Origin of the sequence: Citrobacter sp. CK191 (assembly GCF_030333435.1) — a bacterium.
Classification (GTDB): domain Bacteria; phylum Pseudomonadota; class Gammaproteobacteria; order Enterobacterales; family Enterobacteriaceae; genus Citrobacter_B; species Citrobacter_B koseri.
This window is the reverse complement of sequence record NZ_JAOWFX010000031.1, coordinates 831,446-849,093: the sequence shown is the minus strand read 5'-3', so window position 1 is coordinate 849,093 and position 17,648 is coordinate 831,446. Positions and strand designations below refer to the sequence as shown.

19 protein-coding genes and 1 pseudogene are annotated in these 17,648 nt (G+C 52.6%); 10 read left to right on the top strand and 10 right to left on the bottom strand.

What is annotated here, in order from left to right:
• Window position 1: 1 nt before the first annotated feature.
• The 3 genes from trpCF to trpA are packed head-to-tail and all read left to right on the top strand — an operon-like array spanning window position 2 to window position 3,370.
• Window positions 2–1,360: a bifunctional indole-3-glycerol-phosphate synthase TrpC/phosphoribosylanthranilate isomerase TrpF gene (trpCF, locus tag OGV82_RS15670; RefSeq protein WP_101744153.1), complete on the top strand. Its 1,359-nt coding sequence runs from the start codon at window positions 2–4 to the stop codon at window positions 1,358–1,360.
• A gap of 10 nt (window positions 1,361–1,370) precedes the next feature.
• The gene (gene trpB / locus OGV82_RS15665; protein ID WP_012132217.1) at window positions 1,371–2,564 is read left to right on the top strand and encodes a tryptophan synthase subunit beta; all 1,194 of its coding nucleotides are present in this window, start codon (window positions 1,371–1,373) and stop codon (window positions 2,562–2,564) included.
• Window positions 2,564–3,370 carry a tryptophan synthase subunit alpha gene (trpA, locus tag OGV82_RS15660; protein WP_047463530.1) on the top strand — a complete coding sequence of 269 codons (807 nt, stop codon included), beginning with the start codon at window positions 2,564–2,566 and terminating at the stop codon, window positions 3,368–3,370. The genes trpB and trpA overlap by 1 nt, the downstream gene beginning before the upstream one ends.
• A 51-nt stretch (window positions 3,371–3,421) precedes the next feature.
• On the opposite strand, the gene OGV82_RS15655 is transcribed toward trpA, so the two are convergent.
• The 3 genes from OGV82_RS15655 to ompW form a co-directional block, all read right to left on the bottom strand.
• Complete coding sequence (locus tag OGV82_RS15655; RefSeq protein ID WP_047463528.1) at window positions 3,422–4,891, bottom strand: GGDEF domain-containing protein; 1,470 nt, start codon at window positions 4,889–4,891, stop codon at window positions 3,422–3,424.
• A gap of 74 nt (window positions 4,892–4,965) precedes the next feature.
• Entirely contained in the window at window positions 4,966–5,241 is a 276-nt protein-coding gene (locus tag OGV82_RS15650) for a hypothetical protein (protein WP_047463526.1), read from the bottom strand.
• A gap of 125 nt (window positions 5,242–5,366) precedes the next feature.
• Entirely contained in the window at window positions 5,367–6,005 is a 639-nt protein-coding gene (gene ompW, locus OGV82_RS15645; protein ID WP_047463524.1) for an outer membrane protein OmpW, read from the bottom strand.
• Between the two features lie 250 nt (window positions 6,006–6,255).
• Here ompW and OGV82_RS15640 point away from each other — a divergent pair.
• The 4 genes and pseudogenes from OGV82_RS15640 to yciA form a co-directional block, all read left to right on the top strand.
• Window positions 6,256–6,345, top strand: a pseudogene (locus OGV82_RS15640) (YkgJ family cysteine cluster protein); the annotation flags it as partial.
• 25 nt (window positions 6,346–6,370) lie between these two features.
• Entirely contained in the window at window positions 6,371–7,114 is a 744-nt protein-coding gene (locus tag OGV82_RS15635) for a YciC family protein (RefSeq protein ID WP_047463522.1), read from the top strand.
• Window positions 7,115–7,169: 55 nt separating this feature from the next.
• Window positions 7,170–7,709: a septation protein A gene (locus OGV82_RS15630; RefSeq protein ID WP_012132211.1), complete on the top strand. Its 540-nt coding sequence runs from the start codon at window positions 7,170–7,172 to the stop codon at window positions 7,707–7,709.
• A 130-nt stretch (window positions 7,710–7,839) separates the two neighbouring features.
• Window positions 7,840–8,241, top strand: coding sequence for an acyl-CoA thioester hydrolase YciA (yciA, locus tag OGV82_RS15625; protein ID WP_012132210.1), 402 nt, complete (start codon window positions 7,840–7,842; stop codon window positions 8,239–8,241).
• A gap of 57 nt (window positions 8,242–8,298) precedes the next feature.
• Here yciA and tonB read toward each other — a convergent pair whose 3' ends face one another.
• The gene (gene tonB / locus OGV82_RS15620; RefSeq protein WP_047464069.1) at window positions 8,299–9,009 is read right to left on the bottom strand and encodes a TonB system transport protein TonB; all 711 of its coding nucleotides are present in this window, start codon (window positions 9,007–9,009) and stop codon (window positions 8,299–8,301) included.
• 224 nt (window positions 9,010–9,233) lie between these two features.
• Here tonB and OGV82_RS15615 point away from each other — a divergent pair, with 224 nt between their 5' ends.
• The gene (locus OGV82_RS15615) at window positions 9,234–9,530 is read left to right on the top strand and encodes a YciI family protein (protein ID WP_047463520.1); all 297 of its coding nucleotides are present in this window, start codon (window positions 9,234–9,236) and stop codon (window positions 9,528–9,530) included.
• Between the two features lie 50 nt (window positions 9,531–9,580).
• On the opposite strand, the gene OGV82_RS15610 is transcribed toward OGV82_RS15615, so the two are convergent.
• A complete protein-coding gene (locus OGV82_RS15610) occupies window positions 9,581–9,754 on the bottom strand; it encodes a YciY family protein (protein ID WP_012132207.1) in 174 nt (57 codons plus the stop codon).
• A gap of 142 nt (window positions 9,755–9,896) precedes the next feature.
• Here OGV82_RS15610 and cls point away from each other — a divergent pair, with 142 nt between their 5' ends.
• Together cls and OGV82_RS15600 are read left to right on the top strand one after the other, a co-directional pair.
• Entirely contained in the window at window positions 9,897–11,357 is a 1,461-nt protein-coding gene (gene cls, locus OGV82_RS15605) for a cardiolipin synthase (protein WP_012132206.1), read from the top strand.
• Between the two features lie 34 nt (window positions 11,358–11,391).
• Window positions 11,392–11,721, top strand: coding sequence for an HI1450 family dsDNA-mimic protein (locus OGV82_RS15600; protein ID WP_012132205.1), 330 nt, complete (start codon window positions 11,392–11,394; stop codon window positions 11,719–11,721).
• Between the two features lie 64 nt (window positions 11,722–11,785).
• Here OGV82_RS15600 and oppF read toward each other — a convergent pair whose 3' ends face one another.
• The 5 genes from oppF to oppA form a co-directional block, all read right to left on the bottom strand.
• Window positions 11,786–12,790 (bottom strand): murein tripeptide/oligopeptide ABC transporter ATP-binding protein OppF, encoded by a 1,005-nt coding sequence (gene oppF / locus OGV82_RS15595; RefSeq protein WP_012132204.1) that lies wholly within the window; start codon window positions 12,788–12,790, stop codon window positions 11,786–11,788.
• Window positions 12,787–13,800 (bottom strand): murein tripeptide/oligopeptide ABC transporter ATP-binding protein OppD, encoded by a 1,014-nt coding sequence (gene oppD, locus OGV82_RS15590; RefSeq protein ID WP_012132203.1) that lies wholly within the window; start codon window positions 13,798–13,800, stop codon window positions 12,787–12,789. Before oppD ends, oppF begins: the two co-directional genes overlap by 4 nt.
• Window positions 13,801–13,811: 11 nt before the next feature.
• Window positions 13,812–14,720 (bottom strand): oligopeptide ABC transporter permease OppC, encoded by a 909-nt coding sequence (gene oppC / locus OGV82_RS15585; RefSeq protein WP_047463442.1) that lies wholly within the window; start codon window positions 14,718–14,720, stop codon window positions 13,812–13,814.
• A gap of 14 nt (window positions 14,721–14,734) precedes the next feature.
• A complete protein-coding gene (gene oppB / locus OGV82_RS15580) occupies window positions 14,735–15,655 on the bottom strand; it encodes an oligopeptide ABC transporter permease OppB (protein ID WP_012132201.1) in 921 nt (306 codons plus the stop codon).
• Window positions 15,656–15,778: 123 nt separating this feature from the next.
• The gene (oppA, locus tag OGV82_RS15575; protein ID WP_012132200.1) at window positions 15,779–17,410 is read right to left on the bottom strand and encodes an oligopeptide ABC transporter substrate-binding protein OppA; all 1,632 of its coding nucleotides are present in this window, start codon (window positions 17,408–17,410) and stop codon (window positions 15,779–15,781) included.
• Window positions 17,411–17,648: the final 238 nt, after the last annotated feature.

The following is a 17,648-nucleotide window of genomic DNA, read 5'->3' as shown; positions in this document are numbered from 1 at the left end:
GATGCAAACCGTTTTAGCGAAAATCGTCGCGGATAAGGCGATCTGGGTAGAAGCCCGTAAGCAACAACAACCGTTAGCCAGTTTCCAGAATGAGGTTCAGCCAAGTGCCCGCCATTTCTATGATGCGCTGCAAGGCACGCGTACCGCATTTATTCTGGAGTGTAAAAAAGCGTCCCCCTCCAAAGGGGTGATTCGTGATGACTTCGACCCCGCGCAGATTGCCGGTGTTTATAAACATTACGCGTCGGCGATTTCCGTTCTGACCGATGAGAAATATTTCCAGGGGAGTTTTGACTTTCTCACTGTTGTCAGCCGTATCGCGCCGCAGCCGGTTCTGTGTAAGGACTTCATCATCGATCCTTACCAAATCTATCTGGCGCGTTACTACCAGGCCGATGCCTGTCTGCTGATGCTCTCCGTACTGGATGACGAGCAATATCGCCAGCTTTCCGCCGTCGCCCACAGTCTGAAAATGGGCGTGCTGACGGAAGTCAGTAACGAAGAAGAACTGGAGCGCGCCATCGCACTGGGTGCGAAAGTCGTCGGCATTAATAACCGCGACCTGCGCGATCTGTCGATTGACCTTAACCGTACCCGTCAGCTTGCGCCGAAACTGGGGCACGGCGTGACCGTGATCAGCGAGTCCGGGATTAACACCTATGCACAGGTGCGCGAGCTAAGCCACTTCTCTAACGGTTTTCTGATCGGTTCTGCGCTGATGTCCCATGACGATCTGCACGCCGCCGTGCGTCGCGTGCTGCTTGGCGAGAACAAAGTCTGCGGCCTGACGCGCGGGCAGGATGCAAAAGCCGCTTACGAAGCGGGCGCCATTTATGGCGGGCTGATTTTTGTTCCCTCGTCGCCTCGCGTCGTAAATCTCGACCAGGCGCGCGAGGTGATAGCCGCCGCCCCCCTGCAATATGTCGGCGTATTCCGCAATACCGCTATCACCGAGGTATGTGAAAAAGCGACCACCTTGTCGCTCAAGGCCGTGCAACTACATGGCAGTGAAGACCAGGCTTATGTCGATGCTCTGCGCGCCGCATTACCGGAACAGGTACAAATCTGGAAAGCGCTTAGCGTGGGCGACACACTGCCTGCTCGTGATTACCAGCACGTTGATAAGTACGTTCTCGATAACGGCCAGGGCGGCAGCGGCCAACGTTTTGACTGGTCGTTATTGAACGGTGAAACGCTGGACAACGTATTGCTGGCGGGTGGATTAGGCGCAGACAACTGCGTGGAAGCGGCAAAAACCGGCTGTGCCGGTCTCGATTTTAATTCTGGTGTAGAGTCACAGCCGGGCATCAAAGATGCACACCTTCTGGCCTCGGTCTTTCAGACACTGCGCGCATATTAAGGAAGAAAACATGACAACATTACTCAATCCCTACTTTGGTGAATTTGGCGGCATGTATGTCCCGCAGATTCTGATGCCTGCCCTGCGCCAGCTGGAAGAAGCGTTCGTCAGCGCGCAGAAAGATCCACAGTTTCAGGCCCAGTTTGCCGATCTGCTGAAGAACTATGCAGGCCGTCCAACCGCGCTGACCAAATGCCAGAATATCACCGCCGGCACCAAAACCACGCTGTATCTGAAGCGTGAAGATTTACTGCACGGCGGCGCGCACAAAACAAACCAGGTACTGGGTCAGGCGCTGCTGGCGAAACGCATGGGTAAAACAGAGATTATCGCCGAAACGGGCGCAGGTCAGCATGGCGTGGCTTCCGCGCTCGCCAGCGCCCTGCTCGGTCTGAAATGCCGTATCTATATGGGCGCAAAAGACGTCGAGCGTCAGTCGCCAAACGTCTTTCGTATGCGACTGATGGGCGCGGAAGTGATCCCTGTACACAGCGGCTCCGCCACCCTGAAAGACGCCTGCAACGAAGCGCTTCGCGACTGGTCCGGCAGCTATGAATCCGCGCACTATATGCTCGGAACTGCGGCAGGCCCGCACCCGTTCCCGACCATCGTCCGTGAATTTCAGCGCATGATCGGGGAAGAGACGAAAGCGCAAATCCTCGAAAAAGAAGGTCGTCTGCCGGATGCCGTGATTGCCTGCGTGGGCGGCGGCTCCAACGCAATCGGCATGTTTGCGGACTTCATCAACGAAACCAGCGTGGGTTTGATTGGCGTCGAACCTGGCGGCCACGGGATTGAAACAGGCGAGCACGGCGCACCGCTGAAGCATGGCCGCGTAGGCATCTATTTCGGCATGAAAGCGCCGATGATGCAAACCGAAGAAGGGCAAATTGAAGAGTCCTACTCCATTTCCGCCGGGCTGGATTTCCCGTCCGTTGGGCCACAGCACGCGTATCTGAACAGTATTGGTCGCGCCGATTACGTGTCGATCACCGATGACGAAGCGCTGGAAGCCTTTAAAACGCTCTGTCTGCATGAAGGGATTATCCCGGCGCTGGAGTCGTCCCACGCCCTGGCTCACGCCCTGAAAATGATGCGTGAAAATCCAGAAAAAGAACAATTGCTGGTCGTTAACCTTTCCGGTCGCGGCGACAAAGACATTTTCACCGTACACGATATTCTGAAAGCGCGAGGGGAAATCTGATGGAACGCTATGAAAACCTGTTTGCACAGCTGAAGGATCGCAAGGAAGGCGCATTTGTCCCCTTCGTGACCCTGGGCGATCCTTCCGTTGAACAGTCACTGAACATTATTGATACGCTGATTGAAGCCGGCGCCGACGCCCTTGAACTCGGCATTCCGTTCTCCGATCCGCTGGCAGACGGGCCGACCATCCAGGAAGCCACGCTGCGCGCGTTTGCCGCAGGCGTAACGCCTACGCAATGCTTTGAGATGCTGGCGCTGATTCGTCAGAAACATCCGACGATTCCGATTGGTCTGCTGATGTACGCCAACCTGGTGTTCAGCAAAGGGATCGACGAATTTTACGCGCAGTGCGAGAAAGTCGGCGTGGATTCCGTACTGGTGGCGGATGTGCCTGTTGAGGAGTCTGCGCCCTTCCGTCAGGCGGCATTACTCCACAACGTGGCGCCGATTTTCATCTGCCCGCCCAATGCCGATGACGATCTGTTGCGCCAGATAGCCTCTTATGGCCGCGGCTATACCTATCTGCTTTCGCGGGCAGGCGTGACGGGTGCAGAAAACCGCGCCGCATTACCGCTGCATCATCTGGTGGAAAAACTGAAAGAGTATAACGCCGCGCCCCCGTTGCAGGGCTTTGGCATCTCTTCCCCGGAACAGGTTACAGGTGCCATTGAAGCCGGCGCCGCCGGGGCGATTTCCGGGTCAGCAATCGTTAAGCTCATTGAGAAAAACGTCGCAAACCCCGGGCAGATGCTGACCGAGCTGAAAGCGTTTGTCACGGCAATGAAAGCCGCGACCCGCGCATAATATTGCGCAGGCAACAGGCCCGATAATGCCATGCTTATCGGGCCAATCCTGTCATTCCCTCATCTGCTTCATTTTGTACATTTCGTTATCCGCATGCTGAATAGCCGTATCCAGATCGCGGGTTACTTCTGCGACGCCCCATGACACCGACAGCGGTACAACATGACCATCAACCATAAATGCATAATCATTTATCTGGCCGGTTATCCGCTCCGCGATGGCTATCGCGTCACCAATCTGCGCACGGTAAAGCAAAATAACGAACTCATCGCCGCCGGTACGAATCACCAGGTCATGACTGGTGCGGGTGTTAGAGAGCATTCTGTTGGCGATGATTTGCAACGCCCGGTCTCCCGCCACATGCCCCCAGGTGTCGTTGATGGCTTTAAACTTATTACAATCCAGCAGCACCACGCAGCTGCGCGTTAAATCCCTGCGCTTCACAATATCAAGGATCTTGCGGTTAAAGCAGCCCGTCAGCGAGTCGATATACACCTTCAGGTCGCTCGCGTTCAGCCAGTATTTTAAGCCGAGGAAGATCAGGATAAAGAAGAATGGCGCCAGCAGAATCGCAATCCCGGCCTGCGTGTCGTATCTGACGAACCGATGCAGAGAGAGCGAGGAATGGAACGCATATTTTGCAGACATTGCGCGGATGGACTCCCCGGCGACAGGCTGGCAATCACCGCTCAGGCAGAGATTTTCCTGCGTGGGCGTATGCACCAGGGCCACATTAAGGCCGGGTGGAATATGATGTTCAAAGGCCTCCGTCAGCGCCTCCTGTAGCTCAGGTTTAGAATGGTCATACACCAGATACGCAACGATATGATCGGAGATCTCTTTTCCAGAAAGATCGTAAATATAACTGACTACGCTGTACGCTTTTTCATTCGTGATTTTGTCCGTATAAAAGTCCGTTGAACTGAGCGACTTGGATTTGACATTCTTTTGCAGCAGACGCGTATAAAAGCCCACGGGCGGTAAGAAAAAGTCGGTGATATCGCCCGCCATTTTAGAGTCGCTAAAATAGAAGGGTTTTGCATCTGCTGGCGTGAACCAATAAAAATAGCTGGCATCTTTGGCGATAATGTAGCGATGCGCGGCATAATCCCCCGGATTAAGGGTGTTCATCCGATCCCGAATAAACTCCGCCGCCGCAAACATACATAAAGCGTTAATATTGGGCTGACGGGAAACAATAGTGCCCGTTGCGGAATGGATCCGCGCCCGGTCGGCATTGATTCCCCATGAATCCGCATCTCTGGGGGAAAACCTTGAGAGGTTGCCGCACTGCCCGGCATTTTTGATCTGGTGATAGCGAACCCCTGTCGCATCGGCGATGAGTTCGTTATCGTTGAAAATATCCATCATCCGCGTTTGCAGACGACTCATCCCTTCATTCACAACGGCCTGTCGTTGTTCGTAAATAATAAAGAGATACAGTGAAGTAAAAAGTAAAGTGATAAGCGCTGACATCAACAACGCCTGGCTATTTCTTAGGCTGTCCTGAACAATCTTCACTGAGGCACCTTAAGCCTGAATCGCGGGGCCGAATACGTTAGTAGATTTTGCTGATACAGTACAGTTTTCAGTGGTTAATCATCTCCTTCAATCGGGTATCCCGCCCTGCGAATAGCCTCACGGCAGTCACTGACGCCAGCGGCGTACCCGGCTTCAATCTCACAAACCGGACTCGAACTGCAATAAGGTAAACAGACGGGCGTAGCAATATTCTCTTCCAGCGCATCAATCTTATGCATTGCATCCAGCAGCATACGCAGCGCCTGTAAAGTGAACTCAGCCTCTTCATCTCTGACTATCGATTCCAGGGTCGCGATTTTTTGTTGCAGAAGGGCTTGAGTTACTATCATCGTCAATGCTCTCAAAACAGGCTTGTTTCAAAGATAGCATCTCAGGGAGAGGTATGATGTTGAAATCAGCAGAATATAAAAAGCGGGCTGTAAGACAGCCCGCTTTTTAGATGGGTCACATAAACTCAGAAACGATAACCGGCAGAGAACATAAATACCCACGGGTCGAGGCGGACGCTGTCATGCTGCTGGGCACCACCGAGTTTATAGCTTGCGGTAGTATCGATATCCATATACCAGACCGACATGTTAATTAACCAGTCCCGGTTAATCAGGTAATCCATACCCACCTGCCCGGCCATTCCCCAGGAATCCTTCAGACTCAGATCGGACAACCCTGTCTCTTTACCATTGTTGTTGAAACCTTCGTCAAAGAAGGTGGTGTAGTTTACACCTGCGCCAATATAAGGACGCAGTTTGCTACTGGCGTCGCCAAAGTACCACTGCGCCATTAATGTCGGCGGCAGGTGACGCACGGTAGCGATATCACCGGTATCCCCTGTCCCAATTTTATGACGGAACGGCGTCGCCGCCAGCAGTTCAATACCAATGTTGTCGGTTGCCATATAAGTAAAAGTCAAACCGAGTTGCGTATTGTTACTGACGTCAAAACCGTTCAGATGCCCCAGCGTTCCGCCTGCCCCTTCCGTCGGTCTCACGGTCGCCGAGCCCGCACGGATAAAAAACTCACCGCTCTCATGCGCAAGCGCACTACCAGAGAGAAGAGTACTTACTGCCAGGGCTGCCACTGTTAACTTTTTCATATCCGCTCCATCGTTATGGTTATAAATGCGTCACGAATATACCTACAATGGAGTAATAAGTGATCCAATACAGATCACATTAGGTCCTGTAATTTAACATTTATTGATCCAGATTAATTTAGAACTTGCATCTAAAATCCTGGTTAAAGCCGTTTGAATCAAATTTTCCGAATTTTAGTGATAAATGGCCTTTTTCAACCAGGCGGATGGATTGTAAAAGAGAGGACGGCTGGCGGTTTCGCAGCCAAAATTACCCGCGCTTTACAAAGATATGCTTTTCCATACACCCCGTGATGCTGCCACTGTAGAGTTATCCAGGGTACAATTGCCCGCAAATTAACACCTGCAAAACTCAAGGAGAGTGCATGTCTATCACGGCGAAGTCCGTTTACCGTGACACGGGGAACTTTTTCCGTAATCAATTTGTAACCATCTTGCTGGTTTCGTTGCTGTGCGCATTTATTACGGTGGTTTTAGGTCATGCCTTTTCCCCCAGCGATGCTCAAATCGCGCAACTCAGTGAAGGGGAGCATCTGACCGGTAGCGTTGGCCTGTTCGATCTGGTGCAGAACATGACGCCGGAACAGCAGCAAATATTATTACGGGCTTCAGCGGCATCAACATTTTCAGGACTCATTGGCAATGCGATCCTGGCAGGGGGCGTTTTGCTGATGATCCAACTGATTTCCGCCGGTCATCGGGTCAGCTCATTACGTGCTATCGGTGCCAGCGCGCCGGTTTTACCTAAATTGTTTGTCCTGATTTTTCTGACTACCCTGTTAGTGCAAATCGGTATTATGCTGATTGTCGTACCGGGGATTTTGATGGCGATTCTGCTGGCGCTTGCGCCGGTGATGCTGGTTCAGGACAAGATGGGCGTATTTGCCGCCATGCGCAACAGTATGCGTCTGGCGTGGTCTAATATGCGACTGGTCGCTCCGGCGGTGATCGGCTGGTTACTGGCGAAAACGCTCTTGCTGCTGTTTGCCCCCAGCTTTGCAGCGCTGACGCCAAATGTTGGCGCAGTGTTGGCGAATACGCTGAGCAATTTGATTTCCGCCATATTGCTCATCTATTTGTTCCGCCTGTATATGTTGATTCGCCAATAACCCTGAACGTGTTAAGGGCCGGTTTGCCCAAAACTTTTGATTACGGAATCGAAGAATGAAGCAGTTTCTTGATTTTTTACCGCTGGTTGTCTTTTTTGCTTTTTATAAGCTGTACGACATCTATGCGGCGACCTCCGCCCTGATTGTCGCGACAGCCATTGTGTTGATCTACAGTTGGGTTCGCTATCGCAAGGTCGAAAAGATGGCGTTGATCACTTTCGTTCTGGTTGCCGTGTTCGGCGGCCTGACCATTTTCTTCCACAACGATGAGTTTATTAAGTGGAAGGTGACGGTGATTTACGGCCTGTTTGCCGGTGCGCTGCTGATAAGCCAGTGGGTCATGAAAAAGCCGCTGATTCAACGCATGTTAGGGAAAGAACTGACGTTGCCGCAGCCGGTCTGGTCTAAGCTGAACCTGGCATGGGCCGTATTTTTCATCCTCTGCGGGCTCGCCAATATCTACATCGCGTTTTGGCTGCCGCAAAACATCTGGGTCAACTTCAAAGTGTTCGGTTTAACCGCGCTGACGCTGATTTTTACCCTTCTGAGCGGGGTCTACATTTACCGCCATCTGCCGCAGGAAGATAAATCCTGAGTTCTGTTTGCCAGACCGTCTGGTCTGGCATCCCCTTCACGCCAGCCTGACGCGCGTTTCCCCTCTGTTCTCCCTGCGCAAATCATAGTAGCATTCGCGCCTGAAATCTTTCTTCACAGTCGGTTCTACAATGACAACAACAAATAACGCTCCTCAGGGCGAACTGGTTTTACGCACGCTGGCCATGCCCGCCGATACCAATGCTAACGGCGATATTTTTGGCGGCTGGCTCATGTCACAAATGGATATTGGCGGCGCGATTCAGGCTAAAGAAATTGCTCATGGTCGCGTAGTGACCGTGCGCGTTGAGGGAATGAGTTTTCTGCGCCCTGTCGCCGTAGGCGACGTCGTATGCTGTTATGCCCGCTGCGTTAAACGCGGCACAACGTCTGTCAGCATTAATATTGAAGTGTGGGTGAAAAAGGTGGCGTCAGAGCCAATCGGCCAGCGTTATAAAGCAACCGAGGCGCTGTTCATCTATGTGGCGGTAGACAGTGACGGTAAACCTCGCCCGCTGCCGGTTCAGGCATGAATTACCGGATAAGGCGGTGCGCCGCCTTATCCGCTCTACGATTTAAGGGGATCGCGATTACTCGATCTGCGTGGTGCCGTTCAGACGGAAGATGATATTAACCACTAAGCCCGACCCCGGTTTCCCTGCTTCATAGCGCCATCTGCGCATCGCGTTTTTCACTTCACGCTCAAACATGTTCGCCGGCTGAGCGGAAAGCACCTGAACATTCTCCACTCGCCCGTCTGAAGTGACGTCGAATTTCACTTTCACGCGGCCTTCAATACGCAACGCTTGCGCTCGTGCCGGATACTGCGGCTGGTTGCGGCTCAACGCGCGAGGCCCCGCAGGAACACTGACGGCCGGTTTGCTGGTTGCCGCTGCGGTATTCGTTGTCGGACGCGACGGCGCCGTATTTTCAAACGGTGCGGCCGGGCGCGGTTCAGCAGGCTTAACATCACGTTTAGGCTGCTCCTGAACCTTTTTCACCGGTTTAGGTTTTGGCTTCGGCTTAGGTTTCGGCTTCTCAATCACCACCGGCGCCTCTTTTGGCGGCTCAGGAACAGGTTCCGGCTCAGGTTCGACGACGGGTTCCGGCGGCGGCTGAACCGCCTGTGGTGGCTCAAGATCGACAGGCGCGACCATTGTGATTGAGATCGGCTGCGCGGGCGCAGACGGTTCAATAACCTGATGTACCGAGGTATACAGCAGACCCGCCACTACAGCACCATGAATGCCAACGGAAAGTAACGTCGGCCAGGGAAAGCGACGAGGTAAATCAAGGGTCATTGAAGTCATAATCGTTTCAGTTAAAAAACCAGATCTCGATTTTAAATGCAAATAGCAATCATATTCAATAAGACATCACGGTAAGCCGCATTTAAAACGCAATATTACCGCAAAAAGTCCCTGTGTTATGCACGGTCTTAACAAAGTCGTTATCTTTGCGTTGCAGTTGAAAGACCTTTCCAATAACGTAATTAACGACTTTTACCGATTAAGGAGCTCTACCCGTGCTGTATGTCATTTACGCTCAGGATATCGCCGATTCTCTTGAAAAACGTCTTTCCGTCCGCCCTGCCCATCTGGCGCGCCTGCAACTGCTCCATGATGAGGGCCGACTGTTGACCGCAGGCCCTATGCCAGCCGTCGACAGCAACGATCCCGGTGCCGCCGGGTTTACCGGCTCAACCGTGATTGCACAATTCGAATCGCTGGAAGAAGCGCAGTCCTGGGCAGACGCAGACCCGTATGTGGCTGCGGGCGTGTATGCGCAAGTTTCTGTAAAACCGTATAAACAAGTCTTTTAAATCAGGCGGGGTTTGCATTCATGGGCACCGAATACGGTGCCCTGGTTGTATCAGATGCTGTGAATCGCAAACAATAACGTGTTACGTTGATGATTGAGAATGCATTTTCTGATTGAGTGGATACGCATATTACGACGCGATTGTCCTTCAAGCCAACGCGCTTTACGGCGGCTAGCCTGACGTTGCATGCGCCAGCGTCCCACTTCCGTTCTACTACGCTTCATGTTAACTACTCTTACAGTGCCAGAGCAGGCATTATACCCTCTCGTCAGGAGCAGACCAGCGCTTTTCCGGTGTTTTTATTTGCCAGATGAAGCCTGATGCGTAAACTCTTAACAATACGCTTTCAAAAGGATTTTTAAATTTATGACAACCTTCTACACAGTGGTGAGTTGGCTGGTCATTCTGGGGTACTGGATACTTATTGCCGGTGTGACGTTACGTATTTTAATGAAACGACGCGCCGTTCCCTCCGCGATGGCCTGGCTCTTAATCATCTATATTCTGCCGCTGGTAGGGATTATTGCTTATTTATCATTCGGCGAGCTGCATTTAGGGAAACGCCGCGCCGAACGCGCCAGAGCGATGTGGCCGTCCACCGCTAAGTGGCTGAACGACCTCAAAGCCTGTAAACACATTTTCGCCGAAGAGAACAGCAGCGTCGCTTCGTCACTGTTTAAGCTGTGTGAACGACGCCAGGGAATCGCTGGCGTTAAAGGCAATCAGCTGCAACTGCTGACCGACTCTGACGATGTGATGCAGGCGCTTATCCGCGACATTCAACTGGCGCGCCATAACATTGAGATGGTGTTTTACATCTGGCAGCCCGGCGGCATGGCGGATCAGGTTGCAGAGTCGCTGATGGCGGCGGCGCGACGCGGCATTCATTGCCGTCTGATGCTGGACTCCGCCGGGAGCGTGGCCTTTTTCCGCAGCCCGTGGGCGGCCATGATGCGTAACGCCGGAATTGAAGTGGTTGAGGCGCTGAAGGTCAATCTGATGCGTGTCTTTCTGCGCCGTATGGATTTGCGCCAGCACCGCAAGATGGTGATGATTGATAACTACATCGCCTATACCGGCAGCATGAATATGGTCGATCCGCGTTTCTTCAAACAGGACGCCGGCGTGGGACAATGGGTTGATCTGATGGCAAGAATGGAAGGCCCGGTAGCGACCGCGATGGGGATTGTCTACTCCTGCGACTGGGAAATCGAAACGGGTAAACGCATCCTGCCGCCGCCTCCAGACGTCAATATCATGCCGTTTGAGCAGGCCAGCGGACACACCATTCATACTATCGCCTCAGGGCCAGGCTTCCCGGAAGATCTGATTCACCAGGCGCTGCTGACGGCAGCCTATTCCGCTCGTGAATATCTGATCATGACAACGCCCTATTTCGTCCCCAGCGACGATTTACTGCACGCGATCTGCACAGCGGCGCAGCGCGGCGTGGATGTCAGCATCATCCTGCCGCGTAAAAATGACTCCATGCTGGTCGGTTGGGCCAGCCGCGCCTTTTTCACTGAGCTGCTGGCCGCCGGAGTCAAAATCTATCAGTTTGAAGGTGGATTATTGCACACCAAGAGCGTGCTGGTGGATGGCGAGCTGAGTCTGGTTGGCACCGTGAACCTGGATATGCGCAGCCTGTGGTTAAATTTTGAAATCACGCTGGTAATTGACGACGCCGGATTCGGCGGCGATCTGGCTGCGGTTCAGGATGATTATATTTCACGTTCTCGCCTGCTTGATGCCCGCCTGTGGGTAAAACGGCCATTATGGCAGCGGATTACTGAGCGACTGTTTTACTTCTTCAGTCCGTTGCTGTAAAACGTGCCCAAGAGACGGTAAACGGGTAGTCATTATGGAAATGGATCTGAACAATCGCCTGACTGAAGATGAAACGCTTGAGCAGGCTTATGATATTTTTCTCGAACTGGCGGCAGATAATCTCGATCCGGCAGATATTATTCTGTTCAATTTACAGTTCGAAGAGCGCGGCGGCGCGGAGTTATTCGATCCGTCAGAAGACTGGCAGGAACACGTTGATTTTGACCTCAACCCTGACTTTTTTGCCGAAGTCGTGATTGGCCTGGCGGATAGCGAAGACGGTGAAATTAACGATATTTTTGCCCGCGTGCTGTTATGCCGCGAAAAAGATCACAAACTTTGCCATATCCTTTGGCGTGAATAAGAAAGACGTCGAGCGATCGGGCCAGTGCCAAAAAAAAGGGCTGACATCATGTCAGCCCTTAAATTTATAGCGGGTCCACCTTCAGGCAGGAAACCGCATGCCTGAAACTGCCCTCCAGCACCGGTCGGGTTTTCGCGCACTCCGGCCCGGCAATCGGGCAACGCGTGCGGAAAACACACCCCGACGGCGGATTGATGGGTGACGGTAATTCCCCTTCCAGCAACTGAATCGTCTTGTTCTTTTCCAGATCCGGGTCGGGAATCGGCACGGCGGACATCAGCGCTTTGGTATAAGGGTGCAGCGGATTGTGATACACCTCATCGTAGGTTCCCAATTCCACCGCATGACCCAGGTACATCACCAGCACACGATCGGAAATATGCTTCACCACCGCCAGATCGTGAGCGATGAAGATCAGCGATAACCCCATTTCACGCTGTAGCTGTTGCAGCAGATTCACCACCTGCGCCTGAATCGACACGTCCAGCGCCGAAACCGGCTCATCGCAAATAATCAGCTTTGGCTCCAGGATCAGAGCACGCGCGATACCAATACGCTGGCACTGGCCGCCGGAAAACTCATGCGGGTAACGGTTAATCAGATTCGGCAGCAGCCCCACCTTCATCATCATCGCTTTCACCCGATCGCGCACTTCCTGGCGCGGCAATTTTGGATGATAGGTGCGTAATGGTTCAGCGATGATTTCTCCAATGGTCATGCGTGGGTTCAATGACGCCAGCGGGTCCTGGAAAATCATCTGAATATCGCTGCGTACGTCCCGCCATTCATCAGGTTTCATCCCCAGCAGATCTTTCCCTAACCACGCCACGCGGCCATCGGTTGCTTTCACCAGACCAATAATCGCCCGCGCAAAGGTCGATTTACCGCAGCCGGATTCCCCAACCACCCCCAGCGTTTCACCTTCATACAATCGCAGCGTAACGCCATCGACCGCTTTCAGGGTTTTCGCCGGCTGCCAGAACCACTGTTTGCCATCTTTGATATCGAAATGCACTTTGAGATCGGCAATTTCGAGGAGCACTTTTCTCTCCTGGGTCACAGCATTCATACCAGCTCCTCCACCGGTTTAAAGCAGGCGCGCAAACGCCCCGGACTGAACTCCTCCAGGGGTGGAGTTGAACTGCAAATCTCCATCGCATACGGGCAACGCGGCTGGAATGGACACCCTTTAGGCAAGCGCAGCAAGTTCGGCGGGTTGCCCGGAATGGTCAGCATCGTTTCCCCTTCGGCATCCAGACGCGGAACCGCATTGAGCAAACCGATGGAATACGGATGAACAGGCTGGTAAAAGACGTCGCGCGCCTTGCCGTATTCCATCGTACGCCCGGCGTACATCACCAGCACCTTATCGCAAATACCGGCCACGACGCCAAGGTCGTGCGTAATCATGATAATCGCCGTGTTAAATTCGCGTTTCAGTTCATTAAGCAACGTCATGATCTGCGCCTGAACGGTCACGTCCAGCGCGGTTGTCGGTTCATCCGCAATCAGTAATTTCGGCCGACACAGCAGCGCCATCGCAATCATCACACGCTGGCGCATCCCGCCGGAAAACTCATGCGGATACATCTTCATCCGTTTCCGCGCTTCCGGCATTTTCACCGCGTCCAGCATTCTGACAGACTCTTCAAACGCTTCGGCCTTGCTCATGCCTTTATGCAGCATCAGCACTTCCATTAACTGCTCGCCAACCCGCATGTACGGGTTAAGAGAGGTCATTGGGTCCTGAAAAATCATTGAGATTTGTTCAGCGCGTAGCCTGTTGAGTTCACGCTCTGGCAGGTTGAGAATTTCGCGGCCGTTAAACGTCGCAGAACCACCAATGCGGCCATTCGCCGCCAGCAGCCCCATCAACGCAAACGCCGTTTGCGATTTGCCTGAACCTGACTCACCGACAATGCCTAAGGTCTCCCCGGCACGCAGCGTAAAGTTCAGGTCGTTTACGGCCGTCACATCGCCGTCGGGTGTACTAAACGTCACGCGAAGATCTTTCACGTCCAGCAGTGCGTTAGCCCGTTGTTGCGCGAGTGGCGCGGTTGAGGTTTCAATTACGCTCATGGCTGCACTCCTTAACGATCTTTCGGGTCGAGGGCATCACGCAGGCCATCGCCGATAAAGTTAAAACAGAATAAGGTCACAACGAGAAAACCCGCCGGGAACAACAGCAACCAGGGTGAGACCTCCATGGAGTTCGCGCCATCGCTCAACAATGCGCCCCAACTGCTCAGCGGCTCCTGCGTACCTAAACCCAGAAAGCTGAGGAAGGATTCAAACAGGATCATGCTCGGCACCAGCAGCGATGCATAAACCACCACCACGCCCAGCACGTTCGGCACAATATGACGCACAACAATGCTGACCGTTGAGACCCCGCCAACCTGCGCCGCTTCGATAAACTCTTTGCGCTTCAGGCTTAACGTCTGCCCGCGAACGATACGCGCCATATCCAGCCAGGAGACCATCCCGATCGCCACAAAAATCAGCAGGATGTTTTGGCCGAAGAAGGTCACCAGCAAAATGACGAAGAACATAAACGGAAAGGAGTTGAGGATTTCCAGCAGACGCATCATTACGGAGTCAATTTTGCCGCCCAGATAGCCGGACAGCGACCCGTACAGCGTACCGACAACCACCGCCACCAGCGCGGCAGCAATGCCGACCATCAGCGAGATTCGCCCGCCTATCGCCACACGAACCAGCAGATCGCGACCGGAGGAGTCCGTACCAAAATAGTGGCCCGACTCCATATCCGGCGCGCTGGACATCATGCCCCAGTCCGTATCGAAATAGGTGAACTGTGACAGCATCGGCGCCAGTGTGACAAACAGCGCGATAATGACCAGAACGACAAGGCTGGCCACCGCCGCGCGGTTATGCATAAAACGACGGCGAGCATCCTGCCACAGGCTGCGCCCTTCAACCTCCAGCTTCTCACTGAAATTCTCCAGCGTCTCGCTGTTTTTCTTACTTAACATCATAGCGAGCTCCAGTATCAGTAACGAATTTTCGGGTCGATAACGGCGTACAGCACATCGACAATCGCATTAAACAGAATGGTGAGCGTACCGACGAGAATGGTCAGACTCAGCACCAGCGAATAGTCGCGGTTCAGCGCCCCGTTCACGAAAAGTTGCCCGATCCCCGGCAAACCATAAATCGTCTCGATAACCATTGAACCCGTAATGATACCGACAAAGGCCGGGCCCATATAAGACAGTACGGGTAACAACGCCGGTTTTAAGGCATGACGGAAGATAATCCGGCGCATCGGCAAACCTTTTGCGCGCGCGGTACGGATAAAGTTGGAGTGCAACACTTCAATCATGGAGCCACGGGTAATACGGGCGATACTGGCGATATAGGCGAGCGACAGCGCGACCATCGGCAGAATCATAAATTTCAGCGCCCCGCCATTCCAGCCGCCGCCGGGCAGCCATTTTAAGGTGATGGCAAATATCATGACTAATAAGGGGGCGACCACGAAACTGGGAATCACGACCCCGGTCATTGCCACCCCCATCACCGTATAATCCCAGCGCGTATTTTGTTTCAGCGCCGCAATCACGCCCGCGCTCACGCCAATAATAACGGCAAGGAAAAAGGCGGCTGCACCCAGCTTCGCCGAAACCGGGAAACTCGATGCCACCAGATCGTTGACCGTATAGTCCTTATATTTAAACGAAGGCCCAAAATCGCCATGCGCCAGTTGTTTCAGATAGCTGAAGTACTGCGTCATGATGGGATCATTAAGATGGTATTTCGCTTCGATATTCGCCAGCACTTCCGGCGGTAATGCGCGCTCTCCGGTGAAAGGGCTTCCCGGTGCGAGACGCATCATAAAGAACGAAATCGTAATAAGTATAAAAAGCGTCGGAATCGCTTCCAGACAGCGACGTAAAATAAATTTTAACATTGCCCGTACCTTCTGGCGTGTGCCTTTACATCTCGTCATTCAGACGCACTGAAAGAGAGATGTTTATAGTGCGATGAAAATAAGACACTGTGGGGCAAAACACATTTGCCCCACGCTTTGCCATTAATGCTTGATAATATACAAGTTCTTAACGTAGATATTATCCATCGGGTCTTTACCGGTATAGCCGCCTACCCACGGTTTCACCAGACGCGCGTTCACATAGTAATAGAGCGGCACAATCGCAGAATCTTTATCAAGCTGCTGTTCCGCTTTGGCATACAACTCGGTGCGTTGTGCTTCGTCGGTCACTTTCAGCGTGTCGGCAATCAGCTTGTCAAACTCCGGGCTCTTATAGTGAGCGGTGTTGTTTGAGCTGTCGGACAGCATGGTGTTCAGGAAGGACGTCGGTTCATTGTAGTCTGCACACCAGCCCGCACGCGCGACATCAAACGTCCCCTGATGACGGGTATCAAGGAAGGTTTTCCACTCCTGGTTTTCCAGCTTCACGTTGGCGCCCAGGTTTTTCTTCCAGATTGATGCGACCGCGATCGCCAGTTTTTTATGCAGATCGGAGGTGTTGTACAGCAGATCAAACGTTAACGGCTTATCGGCGGTATAACCGGCTTCCGCCAGCAGTTTCTTCGCCTCTTCGTTACGTTTTTCCTGTGACCATGTGAACCACTCAGGCTCAACCAGTTTCGCGCCATCGGTATACGGAGGGGTGTAGCTGTAGGCTGGCAAATCGCCCTGGTTCTTCACTTTATTAACGATAATGTCGCGATCCATCGCCAGTTTCAGCGCGGTGCGAACGCGTACGTCGTTAAACGGCGCTTTCTGGTTATTAATTTCGTAATAGTAAGTGCACAGATACGGGTCAACGCGCACTTCATTTGGGATCTCTTTTTTCAGCTTCTGGAATAACTCAATCGGCATGTTGTTATAGGTCATGTCAATTTCACCGCTGCGATAGCGGTTTACATCCGTCACTTCAGAAGAGATTGGCAGATAAGTCACCTGGTTGATAACCGTTTTATCGTTATCCCAGTACTGGGTATTACGTTCCAGAACAATCCGCTCGTTGACGACCCAGTTTTTGAGTTTATACGCGCCGTTGGTCACGATATTCGCAGGTTGGGTCCATTTCTCGCCAAATTTTTCCACAGCCGCTTTAGGAACCGGAGAAACGGACGGGTGAACCAACAGTTTGTAGAAATAAGGCACCGGTTCGCTCAGCGTCACTTCGAACGTATTATCGTCGATGGCTTTTACGCCGAGATCGGTCGCCGGTTTTTTGCCCGCAATAATGTCATCGATATTCGCGATGTGCCCGTATTGCAAATAGCTGGCATACGGTGATGCGGTATTCGGATTCGCCAGGCGCTGCCAGCTATATACAAAATCGTGCGCGGTAACAGGCGTGCCGTCTGACCATTTTGCGTTTTTACGCAGATGGAATGTCCAGACTTTAAAATCTTTATTTTCCCACTTTTCAGCGACGCCCGGTGACGGGTGGCCTTCAACGTCGCTGATCAGTAAACCTTCAAACAGGTCGCGGCTGACGTTTGACTCCGGGACACCCTCAATTTTATGTGGATCGAGAGACTGAACTTCAGAACCATTATTGCGAACCAGCGTCTGCTTGTCAGACAGCTGAACACCCGCCGGGACATCTGCGGCCATTGCGACATTCCCGCCGATTAGCGCAGTTAAAATCCCCGCCGCCAGCAAACTTTTTTTTGTGATGTTGGACATTGTGTTTGTACTCCACTCATTATAATTACTGGTTTTCTTAACCAGCCTGTTTAATCCCGTTAGGGTCCTGTACAGCACTGGAGATTTTGCTGCTGCCAGGTCGTTTACTGCTTTGCTATCACCGACTTTATTTATTCTGACGATTCGTACGATCGCCTTACGTCGATTCCGTATCCGCCTCCCCTGTCAGAGACGGACATTTATTCTGTCTGGTGCAAGAAGCTTATTGAAAATAATT